This is a genomic window from Chondromyces apiculatus DSM 436 (assembly GCF_000601485.1).
GTDB lineage: Bacteria > Myxococcota_A > Polyangia > Polyangiales > Polyangiaceae > Chondromyces > Chondromyces apiculatus.
This window is the reverse complement of record NZ_ASRX01000068.1, coordinates 1-16,623: the sequence shown is the minus strand read 5'-3', so window position 1 is coordinate 16,623 and position 16,623 is coordinate 1. Positions and strand designations below refer to the sequence as shown.

12 protein-coding genes and 1 pseudogene are annotated in these 16,623 nt (G+C 71.5%); 7 read left to right on the top strand and 6 right to left on the bottom strand.

The genetic code is table 11. The features are described 5' to 3' along the window. Positions 1 to 9: 9 nt before the first annotated feature. Positions 10 to 1,302: a sensor histidine kinase gene (locus CAP_RS46115; RefSeq protein WP_052376477.1), complete on the bottom strand. Its 1,293-nt coding sequence runs from the start codon at positions 1,300 to 1,302 to the stop codon at positions 10 to 12. A 70-nt stretch (positions 1,303 to 1,372) separates the two neighbouring features. Next, on the bottom strand, positions 1,373 to 2,029 hold the full coding sequence (locus CAP_RS33465) for a response regulator transcription factor (RefSeq protein ID WP_044248300.1): 657 nt from the start codon (positions 2,027 to 2,029) through the stop codon (positions 1,373 to 1,375). A 90-nt stretch (positions 2,030 to 2,119) separates the two neighbouring features. Here CAP_RS33465 and CAP_RS33460 point away from each other — a divergent pair, with 90 nt between their 5' ends. Genes CAP_RS33460 through CAP_RS33450 form a run of 3 tightly spaced genes read left to right on the top strand, consistent with a single transcriptional unit; the run spans position 2,120 to position 7,819 of the window. After that, entirely contained in the window at positions 2,120 to 3,484 is a 1,365-nt protein-coding gene (locus tag CAP_RS33460) for a TolC family protein (protein ID WP_156041367.1), read from the top strand. Further along, a complete protein-coding gene (locus CAP_RS33455; RefSeq protein WP_044248296.1) occupies positions 3,474 to 4,682 on the top strand; it encodes an efflux RND transporter periplasmic adaptor subunit in 1,209 nt (402 codons plus the stop codon). Before CAP_RS33460 ends, CAP_RS33455 begins: the two co-directional genes overlap by 11 nt. Beyond that, complete coding sequence (locus CAP_RS33450; RefSeq protein ID WP_231511838.1) at positions 4,679 to 7,819, top strand: efflux RND transporter permease subunit; 3,141 nt, start codon at positions 4,679 to 4,681, stop codon at positions 7,817 to 7,819. Before CAP_RS33455 ends, CAP_RS33450 begins: the two co-directional genes overlap by 4 nt. Here the strand turns inward: CAP_RS33450 and CAP_RS33445 are convergent. Next, entirely contained in the window at positions 7,771 to 8,541 is a 771-nt protein-coding gene (locus CAP_RS33445) for a ferritin-like domain-containing protein (protein WP_044248291.1), read from the bottom strand. The two genes, CAP_RS33450 and CAP_RS33445, sit on opposite strands and share 49 nt — an antisense overlap. Positions 8,542 to 8,763: 222 nt before the next feature. Between CAP_RS33445 and CAP_RS33440 the strand changes: the two genes are divergently transcribed. The 3 genes from CAP_RS33440 to CAP_RS55295 all read left to right on the top strand — a co-directional run bounded on the left by CAP_RS33440 (position 8,764) and on the right by CAP_RS55295 (position 11,940). After that, on the top strand, positions 8,764 to 9,642 hold the full coding sequence (locus CAP_RS33440; protein ID WP_044248290.1) for a hypothetical protein: 879 nt from the start codon (positions 8,764 to 8,766) through the stop codon (positions 9,640 to 9,642). Between the two features lie 207 nt (positions 9,643 to 9,849). Further along, complete coding sequence (locus CAP_RS46110; RefSeq protein ID WP_052376476.1) at positions 9,850 to 10,707, top strand: hypothetical protein; 858 nt, start codon at positions 9,850 to 9,852, stop codon at positions 10,705 to 10,707. A 186-nt stretch (positions 10,708 to 10,893) separates the two neighbouring features. Beyond that, entirely contained in the window at positions 10,894 to 11,940 is a 1,047-nt protein-coding gene (locus tag CAP_RS55295; RefSeq protein ID WP_052376475.1) for a Kelch repeat-containing protein, read from the top strand. 106 nt (positions 11,941 to 12,046) lie between these two features. On the opposite strand, the gene CAP_RS33425 is transcribed toward CAP_RS55295, so the two are convergent. Together CAP_RS33425 and CAP_RS33420 are read right to left on the bottom strand one after the other, a co-directional pair. Next, on the bottom strand, positions 12,047 to 12,676 hold the full coding sequence (locus CAP_RS33425; RefSeq protein WP_044248289.1) for a TonB C-terminal domain-containing protein: 630 nt from the start codon (positions 12,674 to 12,676) through the stop codon (positions 12,047 to 12,049). Between the two features lie 37 nt (positions 12,677 to 12,713). Further along, positions 12,714 to 13,040 (bottom strand): annotated as a pseudogene (locus CAP_RS33420) (alpha/beta hydrolase fold domain-containing protein); the annotation flags it as partial. A gap of 308 nt (positions 13,041 to 13,348) precedes the next feature. Between CAP_RS33420 and CAP_RS33415 the strand changes: the two are divergent. Next, complete coding sequence (locus CAP_RS33415; protein WP_044248287.1) at positions 13,349 to 15,061, top strand: potassium channel family protein; 1,713 nt, start codon at positions 13,349 to 13,351, stop codon at positions 15,059 to 15,061. Positions 15,062 to 15,140: 79 nt separating this feature from the next. On the opposite strand, the gene CAP_RS51275 is transcribed toward CAP_RS33415, so the two are convergent. Further along, on the bottom strand, positions 15,141 to 16,526 hold the full coding sequence (locus tag CAP_RS51275; protein ID WP_156041366.1) for a hypothetical protein: 1,386 nt from the start codon (positions 16,524 to 16,526) through the stop codon (positions 15,141 to 15,143). Positions 16,527 to 16,623: the final 97 nt, after the last annotated feature.

The window sequence follows — 16,623 nt, the reverse complement described above, 5'->3', positions numbered from 1 at the left end:
CAGTACCCGTCATCCGCACACAGCGAGCGTGACAGGTGCAGCCGCGCGCGGCGACCAGCGGGGCAGCCGCACGCGCAGGTGGGTGCCCCGGGGCGCGTCCTGGAACAGCACCTCACCGCCGTGAGCCCGCGCGATCTGCGCCACGAGCGCGAGGCCGAGCCCTTCGCCTGGTCCCGCGGCGGCGCCACGCTGGAAGGGCGCGAAGAGGCGCGCCCGCTCGGCGGCAGGGATGCCGGGGCCTTCGTCGATCACGTCGAGCAACACCGTCTCTTCTTCCTCGCGCAGCACCACCCGCACCGCGGCGGGCCTCGCGTGGACGAGCGCGTTGTGCATCAGGTTCTCGCAGAGCACGGCGAGCAACGACTCGTCCCCCCGCACGGTCCCCTGCCCTTCCAGCGAGAGCGTCAACCGCTCCGTGGCCTCGGCAGGCAGGCGGTGCGCCAGCTCCTCCAGCACCTCGCCGATCTCCACGGCGTCGTGTCTCATCGCCTCCGCCGCGCCCACCCGCGCGAGCACGAGGAGCCGCTCGACGAGCCGCCCGATCCTTCCAGTGATGGCCCTGAGCGCCGCGATGCGCCCGAGCGCCGGACCGGGGAGCGACTCCTCGGCGAGCAGCTCCAGCTCCCCGGAGAGCGTCGTCAACGGCGTGCGCAGCTCGTGGGCCGCCCCCGCCGCGAACAGGCGCGCGGCACGGAGCGCCTCGGTGCGCCGATCGAGCAGCGCACGGAGCGTCTGGCGCAGGGCATCGATCTCGTGCACGCCCTCATCGGCGCCGAGGTCCACGGCTTCGTCCAGGGGCGCATCCCCGATCCGCTGTCCGAGCCGCGCCAGGGGCCCCACCGCCCACCCGGCCAGCATCCGGCTCGCAATCACCCCGATCAGCGCTGCGACCACCACGGCCCCGAGCACGATGGTCCCCATGGCGCGGCCCCCGAGGCTCGGCACTGCGCCGGTCGCGACGGCGCACGACCACGGCCCGCCCACGGCCATGCACACCCGCATCTCGCGCGGCTCGCGCTGCGTGGTGCAGCCCTCGGCATTCATCGGCAAAGTCGCGTCGCCGCCCACGAGCACCCCTTCCTTGCGGACGGCCACCCGCAGACCGGCCGGCTCCAGCTCGTGCAGCTCCTCCGCGACCAGCGCGCCGAGCGCCTCTCCGGACAGCCCCTGGACCTCCGCCACGATCTCCGCTGCCTCGTCGCCGAGCCGCCGATCTTCCGCGCGCCGCACCTCGGCCTCGGCGAGCCCCACGGAGGCCACGGCGGCGAGCAACCCCCCCCCGATCGCGGCGACCGCAGCCACTCCCGCCACCCGGCCGACCAGCGTTCCCGCGCCCGAAGGGGTGACCCGCCGGGAGCTCGCGCCGCGTGGTTCAGTCGACTGCGAGCGCATACCCGTGCCCCCTCATGGTGCGCAGCACGCCCTCGCCGAGCTTGCGCCGGATCCGCGCGACCAGCACCTCCAGGCTCGCCGTCGCCTCCACCTCCGCGCCCCAGACCAGCTCCAGGATCTCCCCCCGTGACACGAACCTGCCTGACCGCGCGGCGAGCAGCTCGAGGAGCGACCACTCCCGCGCGGTGAGCGGTACCTCGACGCCTGCGCGCTCTGCCCGCCGCGCCCGGAAGTCGAGCAGCGCGTCGCCGCAGCGGGTCTCCATGGGCCGCATCGCTGGCCCTCGCCGCCCGAGCGCGCGGACCCGCGCCCGCAGCTCCGACACCGCGAACGGCTTGCCCAGGAAATCGTCGGCCCCAGCGTCGAGCCCCGCGACCCGCTCCGGCACCGCGGCGTGCGCCGTGAGCAGAAGCACGGGCGTGCTCACCCCCGACTGACGGAGCTCGCTACAGAGATCGATCCCGGAGCCGTCGGGCAGCGCGACGTCGAGCACCACCACGTCCAGCGCGCCCGCGGCGAACCGCGCGCGGGCTTCCCCGGCCGTGGCTGCCGCGAGCACCTCGTGGCCCTCACGCCGGAGGCTGCGCACGAGGAGATCGCGGACCTCTTCGTGATCGTCGACGATCAGCACCCGCATCCCTGCTGGATAGCACGCGCCCCGGGGTGGATAGGCGCCACCTCAGGCCCGTTCAGGTTGCGTTCAGGGCGACGTGGTGTGCTCCTGGCCATGCGTCACGCCCCCGCCGTCCGGAGAGCTTCACGGGCCTGTGCTCGTGCGGTCGCGCTCGCGGTTGCGCTCGCGTCGCTGGGTTGCTCGGCGTCGTCGCCCCACGACCGCGCCTGGGTGGGGCGCGAGATCCAGCGGGCCACCCGCCATGCGCCGGGCGACCCCACCCGGGCCCCCACCTTGCCTCCGGGCGTCCCGCAACCGGAGGCGCTGCGCGAGGACGATGCGGTCGCGGTCGCCCTCTGGAACAGCGCGGCCTTCGGCGCGGAACTCGCCCAGCTCGACGCCTCCCAGGCCGATCTCGCGGAGGCGGGCACGCTGCCCAACCCCACCCTCTCGCTGCTGCTGCCGATCGGCCCGCGCCAGCTCGAGCTGACGGCGCTCGCGCCGATCTCGGCGCTCATCCAGCGCCCCTACCGGGTGAAAGCCGCGAAGCTCGACATGGAGCGGGTCGCGCGTGGCCTCGTCCAGCGCGGCCTCGACCTGGCGCGCGACGCGAGGCTCGCCTGGATCGAGGTGGAGGCGGCGAAGGCGAGAGCGCAGGCGCGGCGGGACCTCGCAACGACCTGGCGAGACGTGGCGCGTGTCGCCCGCGTCCGCCACGAGGCCGGAGATGCTGCCGAGATCGAGGTCGCCACCGCCGAGGCTGACGCCACCGATGCGCTCGATCAGAGCGAGCGGGCGCTCACCGATCTCGCCTCGTCGCTCGCGCGCCTCCGCCTCATGCTCGGTCTCGCCGAGGTCCCGCTGGGCAAAGGGCTCGGCACCCGCTCCGCGCCGATCGACGAGGAGCCGCCGCCCGAGGAGGCAGCGCTCCTCCAGCTCGCCACGGCGTCGAGGCCCGATGTCCGCGCCGCGGAGCTTGCCATCGAGGCAGCCGGAGAGCGCCTCGGCTGGGAGAAGGCGAAGATCTTTCAGCTCCTGGGCCGCCTGGACGTCAAGCCCATCGGCTCGATGGGCGGCCCTCCGCTCCTGCCCCTCCCCGGCGGGCAGATCGAGATCCCCCTCTTCGACTGGAACCCCGGCGGCAGGGGGCGCGCCGAGGCCGAGATGGCTGCCTCCGCGCATCGCTACCGGCTCCTCAAGCAGACCATGGTCACCGACATTCGCCTCGCCCGCATGCAGTTCGTGCAGGCCCTGTCCTCGCTGCGTCGCTTCCGCGAGACCGTGCTCCCCCTCCTGGAGCGCGCGGCGGCCATCTCGTACGAGAGCTTCAAGGTGGGCGCCGAGCCTTACCTCGTCGTGCTCGACGCGACACGGAGGCTGCGCGACGCGCGGCTCCGGCGGATCGATCTCGAAGCCGAGGTGCGCCGCGCCCGCGCCGCCCTGGAACGCCACGTCGGAAGGAGACCGAATGTGCGCTGATCGCCTTGCCCTCATCGCCGTGCTCGGAGTGCTCGGAGCGCTCGGGCTCACGCCCGGGTGCGGACGAGCCACCGAGCCAGGCGCCGGGCCCCCGCCCCCCGCGAAGCTCACCCCGAAGCCCGGCGAGACGGCCCTCGCCACGGTGACGCTCTCGCCGGAAGCCGCGACCAGGCTCGGCATCGAGGTGGCCGAGGCAGAGGTGCGCGACGTGAAAGCCACCCTCTCCGTCGCCGGTGAGGTCACCGTCCCTGCCGACGGCGCCGTGGTGCTGGTGGCGCCCTTCTCCGCGCGCATCTCCGCGGCGCCCGGCGTCGCCCGGCGCCCTGGCGCGCGGGTGAAGCGAGGCGATCCGCTGATCATGCTCTCTCCCTTCGCGCCGCTCGATCGCGACGTGAAGGCGCAGGGCGAGCGGGCGGTGGCCGTCGCCGCCGCCAGCCTGGAGGCCCTGGAGCTGCGCACCCAGCGGCTCGAAAAGCTGCTCCAGGAAGGAGGCGCGAGCACCCGTCAGATCGAGGAAGCGCGGGCGGAGCGCGATGCCCGCAGGGCCGAGCTCGCGGCGGGCGAGAAGCGCCTCGCCTCCATCCGCAGGGCGCCCCTCGACGCCGACGTCACCATCCCCCTACGCGCTCCCCGCGACGGGGTGCTACTCCGCATCTCGGTCGCCCCGGGCCAGCTCGTCTCTGCCGGCGCGCCGCTCTTCGAGATCCTCGGCACGCCTGCCTTGTGGGTGCGCGCCGCGGTGTATGCCGGCGCGGCTTCGCGCGTCCTGCTCGACGCACCGGCGACGATCACCTCGGTCGGGTTCCGCCCTGACCTCATGGCCGATGAGCCCCCGGTGACCGCGTTGCCCGTCATCGCCCCGCCATCGGCCGACCCCCAGAGCGCCACCGTGGACCTGTTCTACGAGCTGCCGGAAGGCTCCCTGCGGCGCCCCGGGGAGCGCGTCACCGCCACGCTCACCACCAGCCGCGCCGGGCGCGCCCTGGTCGTCCCCTGGTCGGCGGTGCTGTTCGACGCGGTGGGGGGCGCCTGGGTCTACGTGGAAAAGGCCGAGCACACCTACGAGCGCAGCCGCATCGATCTCCTCCGCGTCGACGGAGAGTTCGCCGTGCTCGCGCACGGACCTGCGCCTTCCACGCGCGTCGTCCGGACCGGGGCCGCCGAGCTGTTCGGCGTGGAGCTGGGGAGCGGCAAATGATGCGCGCGCTCGTCGAGCTCTGCCTCCAGAGGCGCGTGGTTGTCCTCGGCCTGGCCCTCGTCCTGCTCGTCCTCGGCATCCAGCGCGTGCGGCACATCCCGGTCGACGTGTTCCCCGAGTTCGCCCCGCCGCGCGTCGAGGTGCAGACCGAGGCCCCTGGCCTCTCCAGCCAGGAGGTCGAGGTGCTCGTCACCACTCCCATCGAGCGCGCGCTCCAGGGGGTGCCCTTCGTCCAGGCCCTGCGCTCGAAGTCCGTCTCCGGCCTCTCGTCGGTGGTCCTGCTGTTCGCGCAGAGCGCCGACGTGCTGGAGGTCCGCCAGCTCGTCCAGGAGCGGCTCACCCGCGCCGCGTCGCAGCTTCCCGCCGTGGCCCTCCCCCCCGTGATGATGGCCCCCGTCTCGTCGACGAGCCGCATCATGAAGATCGGCCTCACCTCGGCCACGAAGGACCAGATGGCGCTCACCGATCTGGCCCGCTTCGTGGTGCGGCCCCGGCTCCTTTCCATCGCGGGTGTGGCCAACGTCGCCATCTGGGGCGAGCGCCCCCGCCAGCTCCAGGTCGTCGTCGATCCGGCGCGCCTGCGCGCAAGCGGCGTCCGCCTCGAGGAGGTGGTGGAGACCACGCGAAGCGCCGTGGTCCCCGCGGGAGGCGGCTTCATCGACACCCCCCAGCAGCGCCTCGGCGTCGCGGTGCACCCCGCCGCCGTCACCACCGCACAGCTCGCCGAAGCGTCCGTGCCCCGCCCCAGGCTCGTCACCATCCCCCTCGGTGAGATCGCCAGCGTCCGCGAGGGCTCCGCGCCGCCCATCGGGGACGCGGTGGTCAACGACACGGCGGGTCTGCTCCTCATCGTGGAGAAGCAGCCCTGGGGCAACACCCTGGAGGTCACCCGCGACGTCGAGGCGGCCCTCGCCGCCCTGCGCCCCGCCATGCCCGGCGTCGACGTCGATCCCGCCATCTTTCGCCCGGCGAGCTTCGTCGAGCGCGCCCTCCACAACCTCGGTGAGGCGCTGCTCATCGGCTGCCTCCTGGTCATCCTCGTCCTCGGCGCCTTCCTCTACGACCTGCGCACCGCCTTCATCAGCGTCATCGCCATCCCGACCTCGCTCCTCGCCGCCGCGGTGATCATGAACGCCGTCTTCGGCACCGTCGACACCATGACCCTCGCCGGCCTCGCGGTCGCCCTCGGGGAGGTGGTCGACGACGCCATCATCGACGTCGAGAACGTCCTCCGCCGCCTCGACCTGGAGCGCGCGTCCCCTTCCCCACGACCCACGCTGGTGGTCGTCCTCGAAGCCTCGCTCGAGGTGCGCAGCGCAGTCGTCCACGCCACCGCCATCGTCATCCTCGTCTTCCTCCCGGTGTTCTTCCTCGATGGCCTCGCGGGTGCCTTCTTCCGCCCCCTCGCCGGTGCCTACGTCCTCGCGATCCTCGCGTCGCTCGTCGTCGCGCTCACCATCACCCCGGCGCTGTGCCTGCTCCTCCTCCCCGGCGCGGGAGGCGCCCCCCGCGCGCACCGCACCTCTCCCGTCGCTGCCGCCCTCACCCACGCCGCCATGCCCGCGATCCGCTGGAGCGTGGCCCGTCCTCGCGTCGCCCTCGTCACCACCCTCGGCGCCTTCCTCGCCGCTGGCCTCGCCGCCACCTCCCTCGGCGAGTCCTTCCTGCCGGACTTCCGCGAGAACGACTTCCTCATGCACTGGGTCGCGAAGCCAGGGACCTCTCTCGAAGAGCTGCAGCGCACCGCCCTCCGCGCCAGCAAGGAGCTGCGCGGGATCCCCGGCGTCCACCACTTCGGCGCCCACCTCGGCCGCGCCGAGGCCGCCGATGAGGTCGTCGGCGCGAACTTCGCCGAGCTGTGGATCAGCGTCGACCCAGAGGTCGATCTCGCCGCCACCACGGCCGAGGTCCAGCGCGTCGTCGATGGCTACCCAGGTCTCCAGCGCGACGTGCAGACCTACCTGCACGAGCGCATGAAAGAGGTCCTCAGCGGCGGCTCGGGCTCCATCGTGGTACGCATCCAGGGCCACAACCTCGACGCCCTCCGCAGCGAGGCCGCCCTCGTCGCCAGCACCCTCGCGACCGTCGAGGGAACCATCAACATCAAGGTCGAGCCCCAGGTCCTCGTCCCCCAGATCGACGTCCGCCTCCGACAGGACGCGCTCGCCCGCGCCGGGCTCAGCGCCCTCGACGTGCAGGCCTTGCTGCGCACCGTCCTGCAAGGCACCCGCGTCGGCGAGGTGACCGACGCCGGCATGCTCCGCGAGGTGGTGGTCGTCGGCGAGCCTCGCCTGCGCACCGACATCGCAGCCCTCCAGAACCTGGTCTTGGTCTCACCGCTGGGCGTCGAGGCCCGCCTCGGCGACCTCGCCCACATCACCCTCGGCGACGCGCCGAACGTCGTCCAGCACGAGGGCGGACAGCGCCGCATCGACATCTCCTGCGACGCCTCGGGGCGCGACCTCGGCGCGGTCGCCAGGAACGTGCAGGACAAGGTCGTGGCCCTCACCATGACGCCCGGTCACCACGCTGAGGTCCTCGGCGAGTACGCCGCCCGCACCACCGCCCAGCAACGCCTCGCCCTCCTCTCGACCGTGGCGCTCCTCGGCATCTTCCTGGTGCTGCAGCTCGAGTTCCAGACCTTCCGCCTCACGCTGCTGGTCTTTGCGACCCTCCCGCTCGCCCTCGTCGGCGGCATCGCCGCCGTGCTCCTGACGGGCGCCGTGGTCTCTCTCGGCTCCCTCGTCGGGTTCGTCACCGTGCTCGGCATCGCCGCGCGCAACGGCGTGATGCTCGTCAGCCACTTCCAGCACCTCGAACGCGAAGAAGGCGTCCCCTTCGGCGCCGAGCTGGTCCTCCGCGGCGTGCGCGAGCGCCTCACCCCCATCGCCATGACCGCGCTCGCCACCGGCCTCGCCCTCATCCCCCTCGTGGCCGCGGGCGCGCGGCCTGGCCACGAGATCGAGCAACCCATGGCCGTCGTCATCCTCGGAGGCCTGGTGAGCTCGACGCTCTTGAATGTCTTCGCCGTCCCTTGCGCCTACCTGAGGTTCTCCCGGCCAACCGGCTCCGGCGCACCTGCGCCGGATCAGCCGAGCCCGAGCCGCACGAGCGTGGGCTCGAGCCTCTCGGCGTAGGTCCGCTGGCACAGGAGCGCGAGCCGCTCTTTCCCGAGGAGCCCGAGCACCGCCCGCTCCTCCTCCGGCCAGCGCGCGAGCACCCGCGCCTCCGCCGGCACCTGCGCGAGCGACTTCTCCGCGCGGTCGAGGTGCGCCCGCACCAGCCGCTGCGTGAACGTCTTCCACCCTGCCCGCTTCGCCGCGGGCGCCTCCCGCAGCTTGCGCTCCACCAGCTCCGGCCCGAACGCCTCGTGCTCCGCCTCGTCCCCCACGATGGCTTCGAGCACCGCCTTCGTCACCGGGTGGCTGGCCCGCGCCCAGAGGTCCTCCAGGTAGCCCACCGAGAACGTCTCGGCGACCAGGAACAGCGAGATCGCCGTCGCCAGCACCCGCTCCTCCACCGGCACCTCGTGCAGGTCGTCGAGTGGCGCCGCCACCTCCTTCGGCGTGGGCACCTTCCCCCCGAGCGCCGCGCACATCTGCTGGCAGAGCGCCGCGTGGCGGATCTCCTCCTCGATGGTCTCCGACACCCGCTGCGTCACGTCGAGCGGCTCTCCTGCCGCGAGCGCCTCGATCAAGAACCGCCCCACCACCTGGATCGATTGGTACTCAGTGCGCACCCGGTCGGCCCACACGAGCCGCGCGTGCTCCACCAGGACGGGGGGCAGCGACGCGGGATCGAGGGCGGAGAAGTCGACGGCAGAGGTGACGGAGGGAGCGGCGGGGGGCTTGGAGGACATCGTTCGGTGCTCGGGCGAAGGTATGACGGCGAGGCCTGTCGTGTGCCATCGATCGGACCCGTGGCACAACCCTGCCCCGGGGAGGGAGCCCCCGGAGTCCTCGCCATCCGCGGCGCTGCACGACGCGCGACGCATGGTCTCGCGATCGGCTCAGCAAAACCAGGACCACCCCGCGGCGAGGGCCCTCGGCCTGGCATGTCGCATGCAATTTCGCAGGACATCATGCTCCACCGGACCAGCCTGCCGCTCCTCACCACCCTCTGTGCCTTGCTCCTCGCCGCGCCCGCCTGTGACGGCGGCGACGGGGGTACGAACGAGGGAGGCGGAGGCAGCGGCGCCGGTACCAACAGCGGTGGTGGCGGCAGCGACCCCGGCAGCGGTGGCGCTGGCGGCAGCGGTGGCGCTGGCGGCAGCGGCGGCGCGGGTGGCGGGCCCGAGGTGCCTGCCTGCGCGGACAGCAGACCGCCCCTGGTCTCCGCCTGCTTCCTGTCGCCCGCAGCCGTCGGAAACCCGGACCAGGAGTACACCTTCGAGGGCGCCATCACCGTGACCGACGTGCGCGCTGCCGCGGCAAACGAGGCCTGCGCGGATCACACCGACAGGTACCTCTTCCACGTCGGCCATGGCGCTCCGGAGATCATGATCGAGGGCACCACGACCGGCGGCGACACCATCACCCTGGGGCTCTCGCTCCCTGAGTTCACCGAGAGCGCCGTCGCGACGGGGGACGTGCTCGACGTGACGTTCGAGACCAAGTTCGCGCTCGGCGGGGGCAAGCAGACCGGCCTCCGCGTCGAGCATGGCGGTGAGCTCGTCGTGGCCGCCGGAGAGAACCACCCCGTGGGCCTCACCCTCACCGAGGGCGCCGCCTCCTGCTACAGCACGCGCCTCGAAGGGCTGTGCGGCTACGAGGAGCACACCCTGAACGTCACCGCGCCCGATGGCTCCCCGGTCTCCATCGAGAACGGCGCGACCGATGCCGTCGGCAGCCTGAGCGTCACCAACGACCGCCACTTCAGGAACTACGACATCAGTGGCGCCTGCAACTTCGGCCTCGCCGTCGAGTACATCGTCGGCGCGGCGCCCCTGCTCATCCCCTGAGCCGGCCACCCCCTCACCGGCGCGCGTACCCCCGCATGTGCCAGCGCCCGCGCCCGTGGCACACGCGGAGTCCCCGGTTCGCGCGGCGGCTGCGCTTGTTGCGCGATGCCTGCCCGAACTGAGCAGCGCCGCCCGATGCAGCAAACCAGGATCCTCCGTCACGCGCGGCATTCATCGCTGGCATGTCGCGTGCAACCCCTGTGAAGCATGCTTCACAGAACTAGCCTTCCTGTTCTCACGACCCTCTTCGCCCTGCTCCTCGCCGCGCCGGCATGCGATGGCGGCGACGACGGGAGTTCCAGCAATGGCGGCGGAGGTAGCGGCGCAGGAACCAACAGCGGCGGGGGCGGCAGCGACACCAGCAGCGGCGGCGCAGGTGGCGCCGGTGGCGAGGGCGGTGGCATCACGGCGCCCGCCTGCGACACGCGCGAGATCACGGTCGCCGGCTGCCTCCTGCCCCCGACCATCTCCAGCGAGCCGATCGACGTCTTCTCGTTCCAGGAGCCCATCACCGTGACCGCCGTGCGCGCTGCCGGGGCCTCCGAGCCTTGCCACGCGGATGAGTACTACTTCTACCGGGTGGGCTCGGGGCGCGCGGAGGTCATCATCGAGGGCACCACGGAGAGCGGAGCAGATGTCATGGTGGGCATCGATCTCCCGGGCTTCACCGAGAGCGCCGTCGCCGTGGGCGACGTGCTCGACGTGACCTTCGACGTCAACCGCGAGACGACCATCTTTGGCGGCAAGATCTCGAGCCTCCGCATCGAGCGCAGCGGTCAGCTCGTCGCCGCCGTGGGCGAGAACGATCCCGTCGGCCTCCCCCTCACCGAGGGCGAGACGAGCTGCTACCGCGACACCGATCTGTGCGGCTACGAGGAGCACACCATCACCGTCGAAGCCTCCGGTGGCGAGCCGGTCTCCATCAAGAACGGAGAGACCGCTACCGTGGGCGATCTGGAAGTCACCAACGATCGCTACTACCGGAACTACGACACCAGCGGCGGCTGCAACTTCGGCCTGGATGTCGAGTACCTGATCGGCGCCACCACCGCCGCCGTTCCCTGAAGCGACGCTGACCGGAAAGCACCTCGAGGTCCCGCCCGCCTGAAGGTCGGAGGGCTCACGCGCATCACACCCTCGCTCGGTGGAGGTGGAGATGGCGCAAGCTCGACGGCGACATGGACGGGTGACGCAGCATGGCGAAGGCGTTCAGCCCGGGGAGAGGCGCCTCCCTGTGCTGGTGTTGCTCAGATGAACCACGGCCGGGAAATCCACCGGGCGACCCTCCTGCAGGACGGCCGGGTGCTCCTCACCGGGGGAGCCAGCGTCCACATCCCCGAGGTCTACGATCCCCTCGCCGACACCTGGACGCCGACCGCCTCGACCACGGGCAGCCGCAAGCGCCACGGCGCCGTCTTGCTCCTGAACGGGGACGTGCTCCTCGCCGGCGGTGTCCATGGCGGCTGGACCTCGGAGACCTACGACCCGGCGACCAGCGCCTGGACCGAGACCGGACGCCTCGATGTCAGCCGCGACCGCCACACCCTCAACCTCCTCCCCGACGGCACCGCCCTGGTGGTCGGCGGCCTCCGCTCCAGCGCCCCGGAGAGCGCCACCGCTCATTCGGAAGGCAGCGGCACGGGAGGCTCCGGCGGTGGAGGCGAAGGGGGCGGCACTGGCAGTGCTGGCGGCACTGGCAGCGCGGGCGGTGCGGGCGGTGCTGGTGCGAGCGGCAGCGGCGGCAACGCCAGCGGCGGCGGTGAGCCCATGGGCACTGGAGGCGCGAGTACCGGCCCAGCCACGAGCACCGCCAGCACGACCGTCGGCGTCGGCGGCATGGGCGGTGCGGGCGGCGATGCACCCAGCACCAGCAGCACCTCTGCCACCACCAGCTCCTCCACTGGCGTCGGCGGCATGGGCGGTGACGGAGCCGCGAGCGCCACCTCGACCAGCACCACCAGCACGACAGGCACCGGCGGCGACGCGTCGGGGGCTGGCGGAGAAGGCGGAGGATCCAGCAGCGTGACCACCACGACCAGCAATACTGGCGGAGGAGGCGCTGGAAGCGCTGGCGGTTCCGGCGGTGCTGGTGGCGCGGGACAGGGTGGCAGTGGGGCAGCCCCCGGCGATGCGGCGGGGAGCAGCTCCAGCTCGGGGCAGCAGCCTCCCTTCTCCTTCGGTGGCTTCTGCGGCTTCAGCCATCATCCCGGGAGCACCACGAAGGCCCTCCCCTGGCTCTCCCTCCTCGGCGTACTCGGAGCCCGGCGCGCTCGCCGGCGCAGCCGCGCCCTCCGCTGAGCCTCACACCTCAGGGGACAGCACCTCGCGCGGTCTTCTTCACCTCTCCGTGCGCCACGCTCGCCTGGCCCACCGCCGGTTGGCGCCTCGGACGGGCAGGAGCACCTCACTTCTTGAGGAACAGGACGCGCGCGCCGCTCGTCCCGCAGGAGCGCTGCGGGTCGCGGTAGATCTCCCAGTGCAGGTAGACGTTGGCGTCGTCGGAAAGGACGGCGTCAGGCGCTTCGCCGAAGGGTGAGGCGCGGTGCACCGCATCGATGGTCGCGACGTCGAAGGTCGTCACGCCGCTCGCCTTGGTGACGCCGATGCGCACGAGCTTGCCGCTGTCCCTGGTCACCACGATCTCCAGGTGCGTGGCCAGATCCATGTTGTTCAGCAGATGCGACGCGGGGAGCTTGTCGAGCGAGGACAGGTACTGGTCGGCGAAGATCGGGTGGATGCGGGCGTGGACCTTGTTCAGGTACGCCGCTTGCGCGAGGCGCGCAGCCTGGTCGTGGGGCTCGGCGGTGGGTGCGGGCGCGCCGGGGCCCGCTGTCGGAGAAGGGGCTGCCTGCGTGGCCTCGTCGGTCGGGGTGGCTGGTGCCGGAGACGGCTCGGGGACGGCGGGCAGCACGAGGGTGTGGGTTGGAACGACCGGCGGCGGAGAGGCCGACAGGGAGCACGCGGAGAGCGCGCCCGTCAGGGCGAGCGCGCATCCCGGGAGGAGACCCGAACGAGAGGGGCGAAGCGGGATCATGACGCGCCATGATCGCGCGACCCGCGGTCCTCGCGCATCAACGAAGCGCGTCGCGAAGGAAGGCGGAGGCCTGAGCGATCGCGCCTGCGGCAGCGTGGGTCTCGCGGAGGGCGTTGAGCATCACGACGTCGTGGATGATGCCCAGGTAACGCACGGCAGTGACCGGCACGCCCGCCTCGCGCAGCCTGGCGGCGTAAGCCTCGCCCTCGTCGCGCAGCACGTCGGCCTCGGCGGTGATGACGAGCGCACGGGGGAGCCCGGTGAGCTGCTCCTTGCTGGCGCGCAGGGGCGACGCCGTGACCTCGGCGCGCTGGGCGGCGTCCGTGGTGTACTGGTCCCAGAACCACTGCATGGTCGACGACCTTGCGGCCCTCGACGGGGCCGAGATCGGGGAGAAACGGCGGCTTGGCGTTGGCGTCGGCGAACGCCTGCGCTGCAGGTTCGAGGACCGGCTTGGGCTGCGACATGGGCGGCTCCTTTCGGGATGCAGACAGGGGGGCGCGCAACCTACCACACGACGCGTGGCGCTCACGCCCGTGCACGTCGTGGACAGGCCAAGCGTGGGCAAGCGTCGACCTGCACGCTTGAGCGTGTATGGGCGCGGGAGGTGGGGCTCCCGAGGATGTGTATGATGCACCTCGTCGCCGCCCGGGGTGGTGGGCGGCGCGGCCCATGAAATACCTGGGGATACAGCTCGCCTTCTTCCTGCGGCAGTCGCAGACCAAGCGCAACCTCGCGGCGCTCGGGAAGCTGCTCGCCGTGGTCGGCGTGCTGGTCCTGGTGTTCACCGCGATCTTCCACGCGCTCATGGAGCTGGAGGGGCAGGAGCACTCCTGGTTCACGGGGTTCTACTGGACGCTGACGGTGATGACGACGCTGGGGTTCGGCGACATCACCTTCAAGACGGATCTCGGGCGCCTGTTCAGCATGGTGGTGCTGCTGTCGGGCAACGTGCTCTTGCTCATCCTGCTGCCGTTCGCGTTCATCCGGTTCCTCTACGCGCCCTGGCTGGAGGCGCAGCTCAAGCTGCGGGCGCCGCGGGCGCTGCCGGAGGGGTCGGCGGGGCACGTGGTGTTCTGCGCGTGGGACGCGGTGACCCAGGGGCTCTCGCAGAAGCTCGGGGAGGCCGGGGTGCCCTACGTAGTCCTGGTGCCAGACCCGGTGGCCGCGGTGCAGATGATGTCCGACGGGGTGCGGGTGGTGACCGGGGAGGTGGACGCGCGGGCCACCTACGACGCGGTGCACGCGGCGGAGGCGCGCGCGGTGGTCGCGAACCTGGACGACGCGCAGAACACCAACGTGACGCTGACGGTGCGCGAGGTCTCGGCGACGGTGCCCATCGTGGCCACGGTAGAGCACATGGAGTCGCGCGATCTGCTGGAGTTCGCGGGCGCGACGCACACGATGCCGCTCAAGCATCGCCTCGGGCAGCAGCTCGCCAGCCGGATCAGCCTGCGCTCGGGCGAGATCCACGTGGTCGGGCGGTTCCGCGACGTGCTCATGGCCGAGCTGCCCGCGCTCGGGACACCGCTCGTCGGGCGCAGCCTGCGGGATCTGGGGCTCCGCCAGCGGACGGGCGTGAACGTGGTGGGGATCTGGGAGCACGGGCGCCTCGCGCCTGCGCGCGGAGACGTGCCGCTCACGGCGGCGTCGGTGCCGGTGCTCGTCGGCAGCGAAGCGCAGATCGAGGCGCTGCGGGCCGAGGTGCCGCTCGGGGAGGCGCAGGCCGCGACGGTGCTCATCATCGGGGGCGGGACGGTGGGGCGTGCCGCGGCGGCCGCGCTCGTCGAGCGGGGCGCGCGGGTGCACCTGGTGGAGCACGAAGCGGCAGCGGCGGCGCGCTGCAAGGAGGTCGCCCACGAGGTGATGGTGGGCGAGGCCGCCGATCGCGCGGTGCTGGAGCGCGCCGGCCTCGGGGCGGCGAGCGCGGTGATCGTCACGACCAACGACGACGCCATGAACGTGTACCTGTCCATCTACGTGCGCCGGCTGCGCGCCGACGTGCGGCTCGTCAGCCGGATCACGCACGAGCGCAACCATGAAGCCATCCTGCGCGCGGGAGCCGACTTCGTGCTGAGCTACGCCTCGCTCGGCAAGGAGATGATGTTCTCCGTGCTGCAAGGCCGGGAGCTGGTCCTGCTCGGCGAGGGGATCGACCTGCACGCGCTGCCGGTGCCGCGGGCGCTCGCGGGTCAGAGCCTCGCCGAGAGTGACCTCGGGGCGCGCACAGGGCTCAACGTGATCGCCATCCAGCGCGGGGAGGAAATCGAGGCGAACCCGGCTCCGGGCGCCGTGCTGTCGCGAGGCGAGGTGCTGCTGGTGATCGGGACGCAGGCGCAGCGCAGCGCGTTCCTGGAGCACTACCCCGAGCGTAAGGGGCGCTGAGCCGGAGCCCTGCTCCCGAGGTCGTGCAGCCGAGGACGTGTCTCATCCTGCAGCGCGGCGCGCCTGCTCCGCGCCGACGCTAGCGCCCTGCGCTCGTGCGGACTTCCGCCGCTGCCCCCTTGATGGTCGTGAGAACGTCCGTGGTCACGGTGGCGCCCAGGTACAGGCGCGGCATGTACCGGGTGTCTGGCGTGAAGGTGTCTTCCACCGAGAGGACCGTACCCGCGGCATATCCTGACGGCACGAACTGGCCCTTGACCATGGCGAGGCCCAGGTTCACGGAGAGCCCTGCTACAGGCTCGAGCACACCCCCGACGTAGATCCGGTTGAAGGGGTCTCCCAGGTCGAGGTCGACGCCGAGCTGCACGCCGAACAGGTCACCACACCTGAAGGGGCCCCACGCGGAGACGCGCGCCTGGCGTCGACCCCAGGGAAAGAGGCTGAGCGCCAGCGCTGGCCTCACCACGGAGTCCTCGACGACAGAGATGCGTCGCTCACCACCTGTCGCGGAGAGGGGCGTCAGCGTCACCGTCCTGGCCCCATTCACGATAAAAGGCACGAGGAGGCCGACCTCGTAATAGTACTTCCCGTGGTCGATGGCGATCTCGATGCTCTTCTGCAAGGGCCTTCGCCGATCTTCTCTTGCCGGTTTCCATTGAAAGACGATTGCGAAGGATTGCAGGGTGTCGTCGCCTAGGACCTCGATCGGATGGTCGTCCTTCAGCTGGATGAACCGAGAATTGGGTGGGCCATCCTTACTCCCGGGAGCCCTAGAAGACGCGGCCCTGGCAGACGAATCCGTCACCTTCCGAGGCAGGGGGGTGTCTGGGGACTTGAAGAAATTCGTCGAGATGCCGATGGTTCCCTCCGTATTGTCGAGTCCCATGACCCGCACTACGAGCGTCGTCTTCATACGCACACTTCTGGGAAGCTCCGCATAGGGAAAGCCATGTTCATTACGGCAGAAGGGCTCACCCGTCGTCGCCTCAATGCAGAAGACATCCTGTGACGCACACGAAGCGCGGCAGACCTTGGCGATGTCTTGGTCCCAGCCCTCCACCCAGTTCACGGACTTCTCAGCGCTGTCCGTGTCCTGAGCGATGTCGTTGCAGTCGTTCTCGTACGACGCAGTTGACCCGGAAGCCGTCGAGGAGCCAGCGGTGGCTGCCAGGGTCCTAGCGTCGCGTTCCAGCACAGCGATCGCTTCTCTCGCGCGGGTGGTCGCTGCGTTGAACTGTACGTGGGTATCATCGAGTTCCTTCTGTAGCTCTTTTGCTTTTTCGAGGGCGAATTCTACCCATTCCTTGATGCACGCCGGATTCTGAGCGTTGCATTGGGTTTCGGCGCAGGTGGGTACTTGCGCATGTGCAGGTGCGCTCGACAGTCCGAGAGCGATGAATGCAACGACGCAAGAGAACCGTCTCCAGAGAGCGCTCTTGCCATGAATGAATGCTTTCGTTTTCATGGAATCAGCCTCCTCCGGCGCTGGACGTCGTCATGGGCATGCCCCCTGCTCCCGCACCGCCACCCTCCGCGCCTCCCGCGCCTCCCGCGCCTCCCGC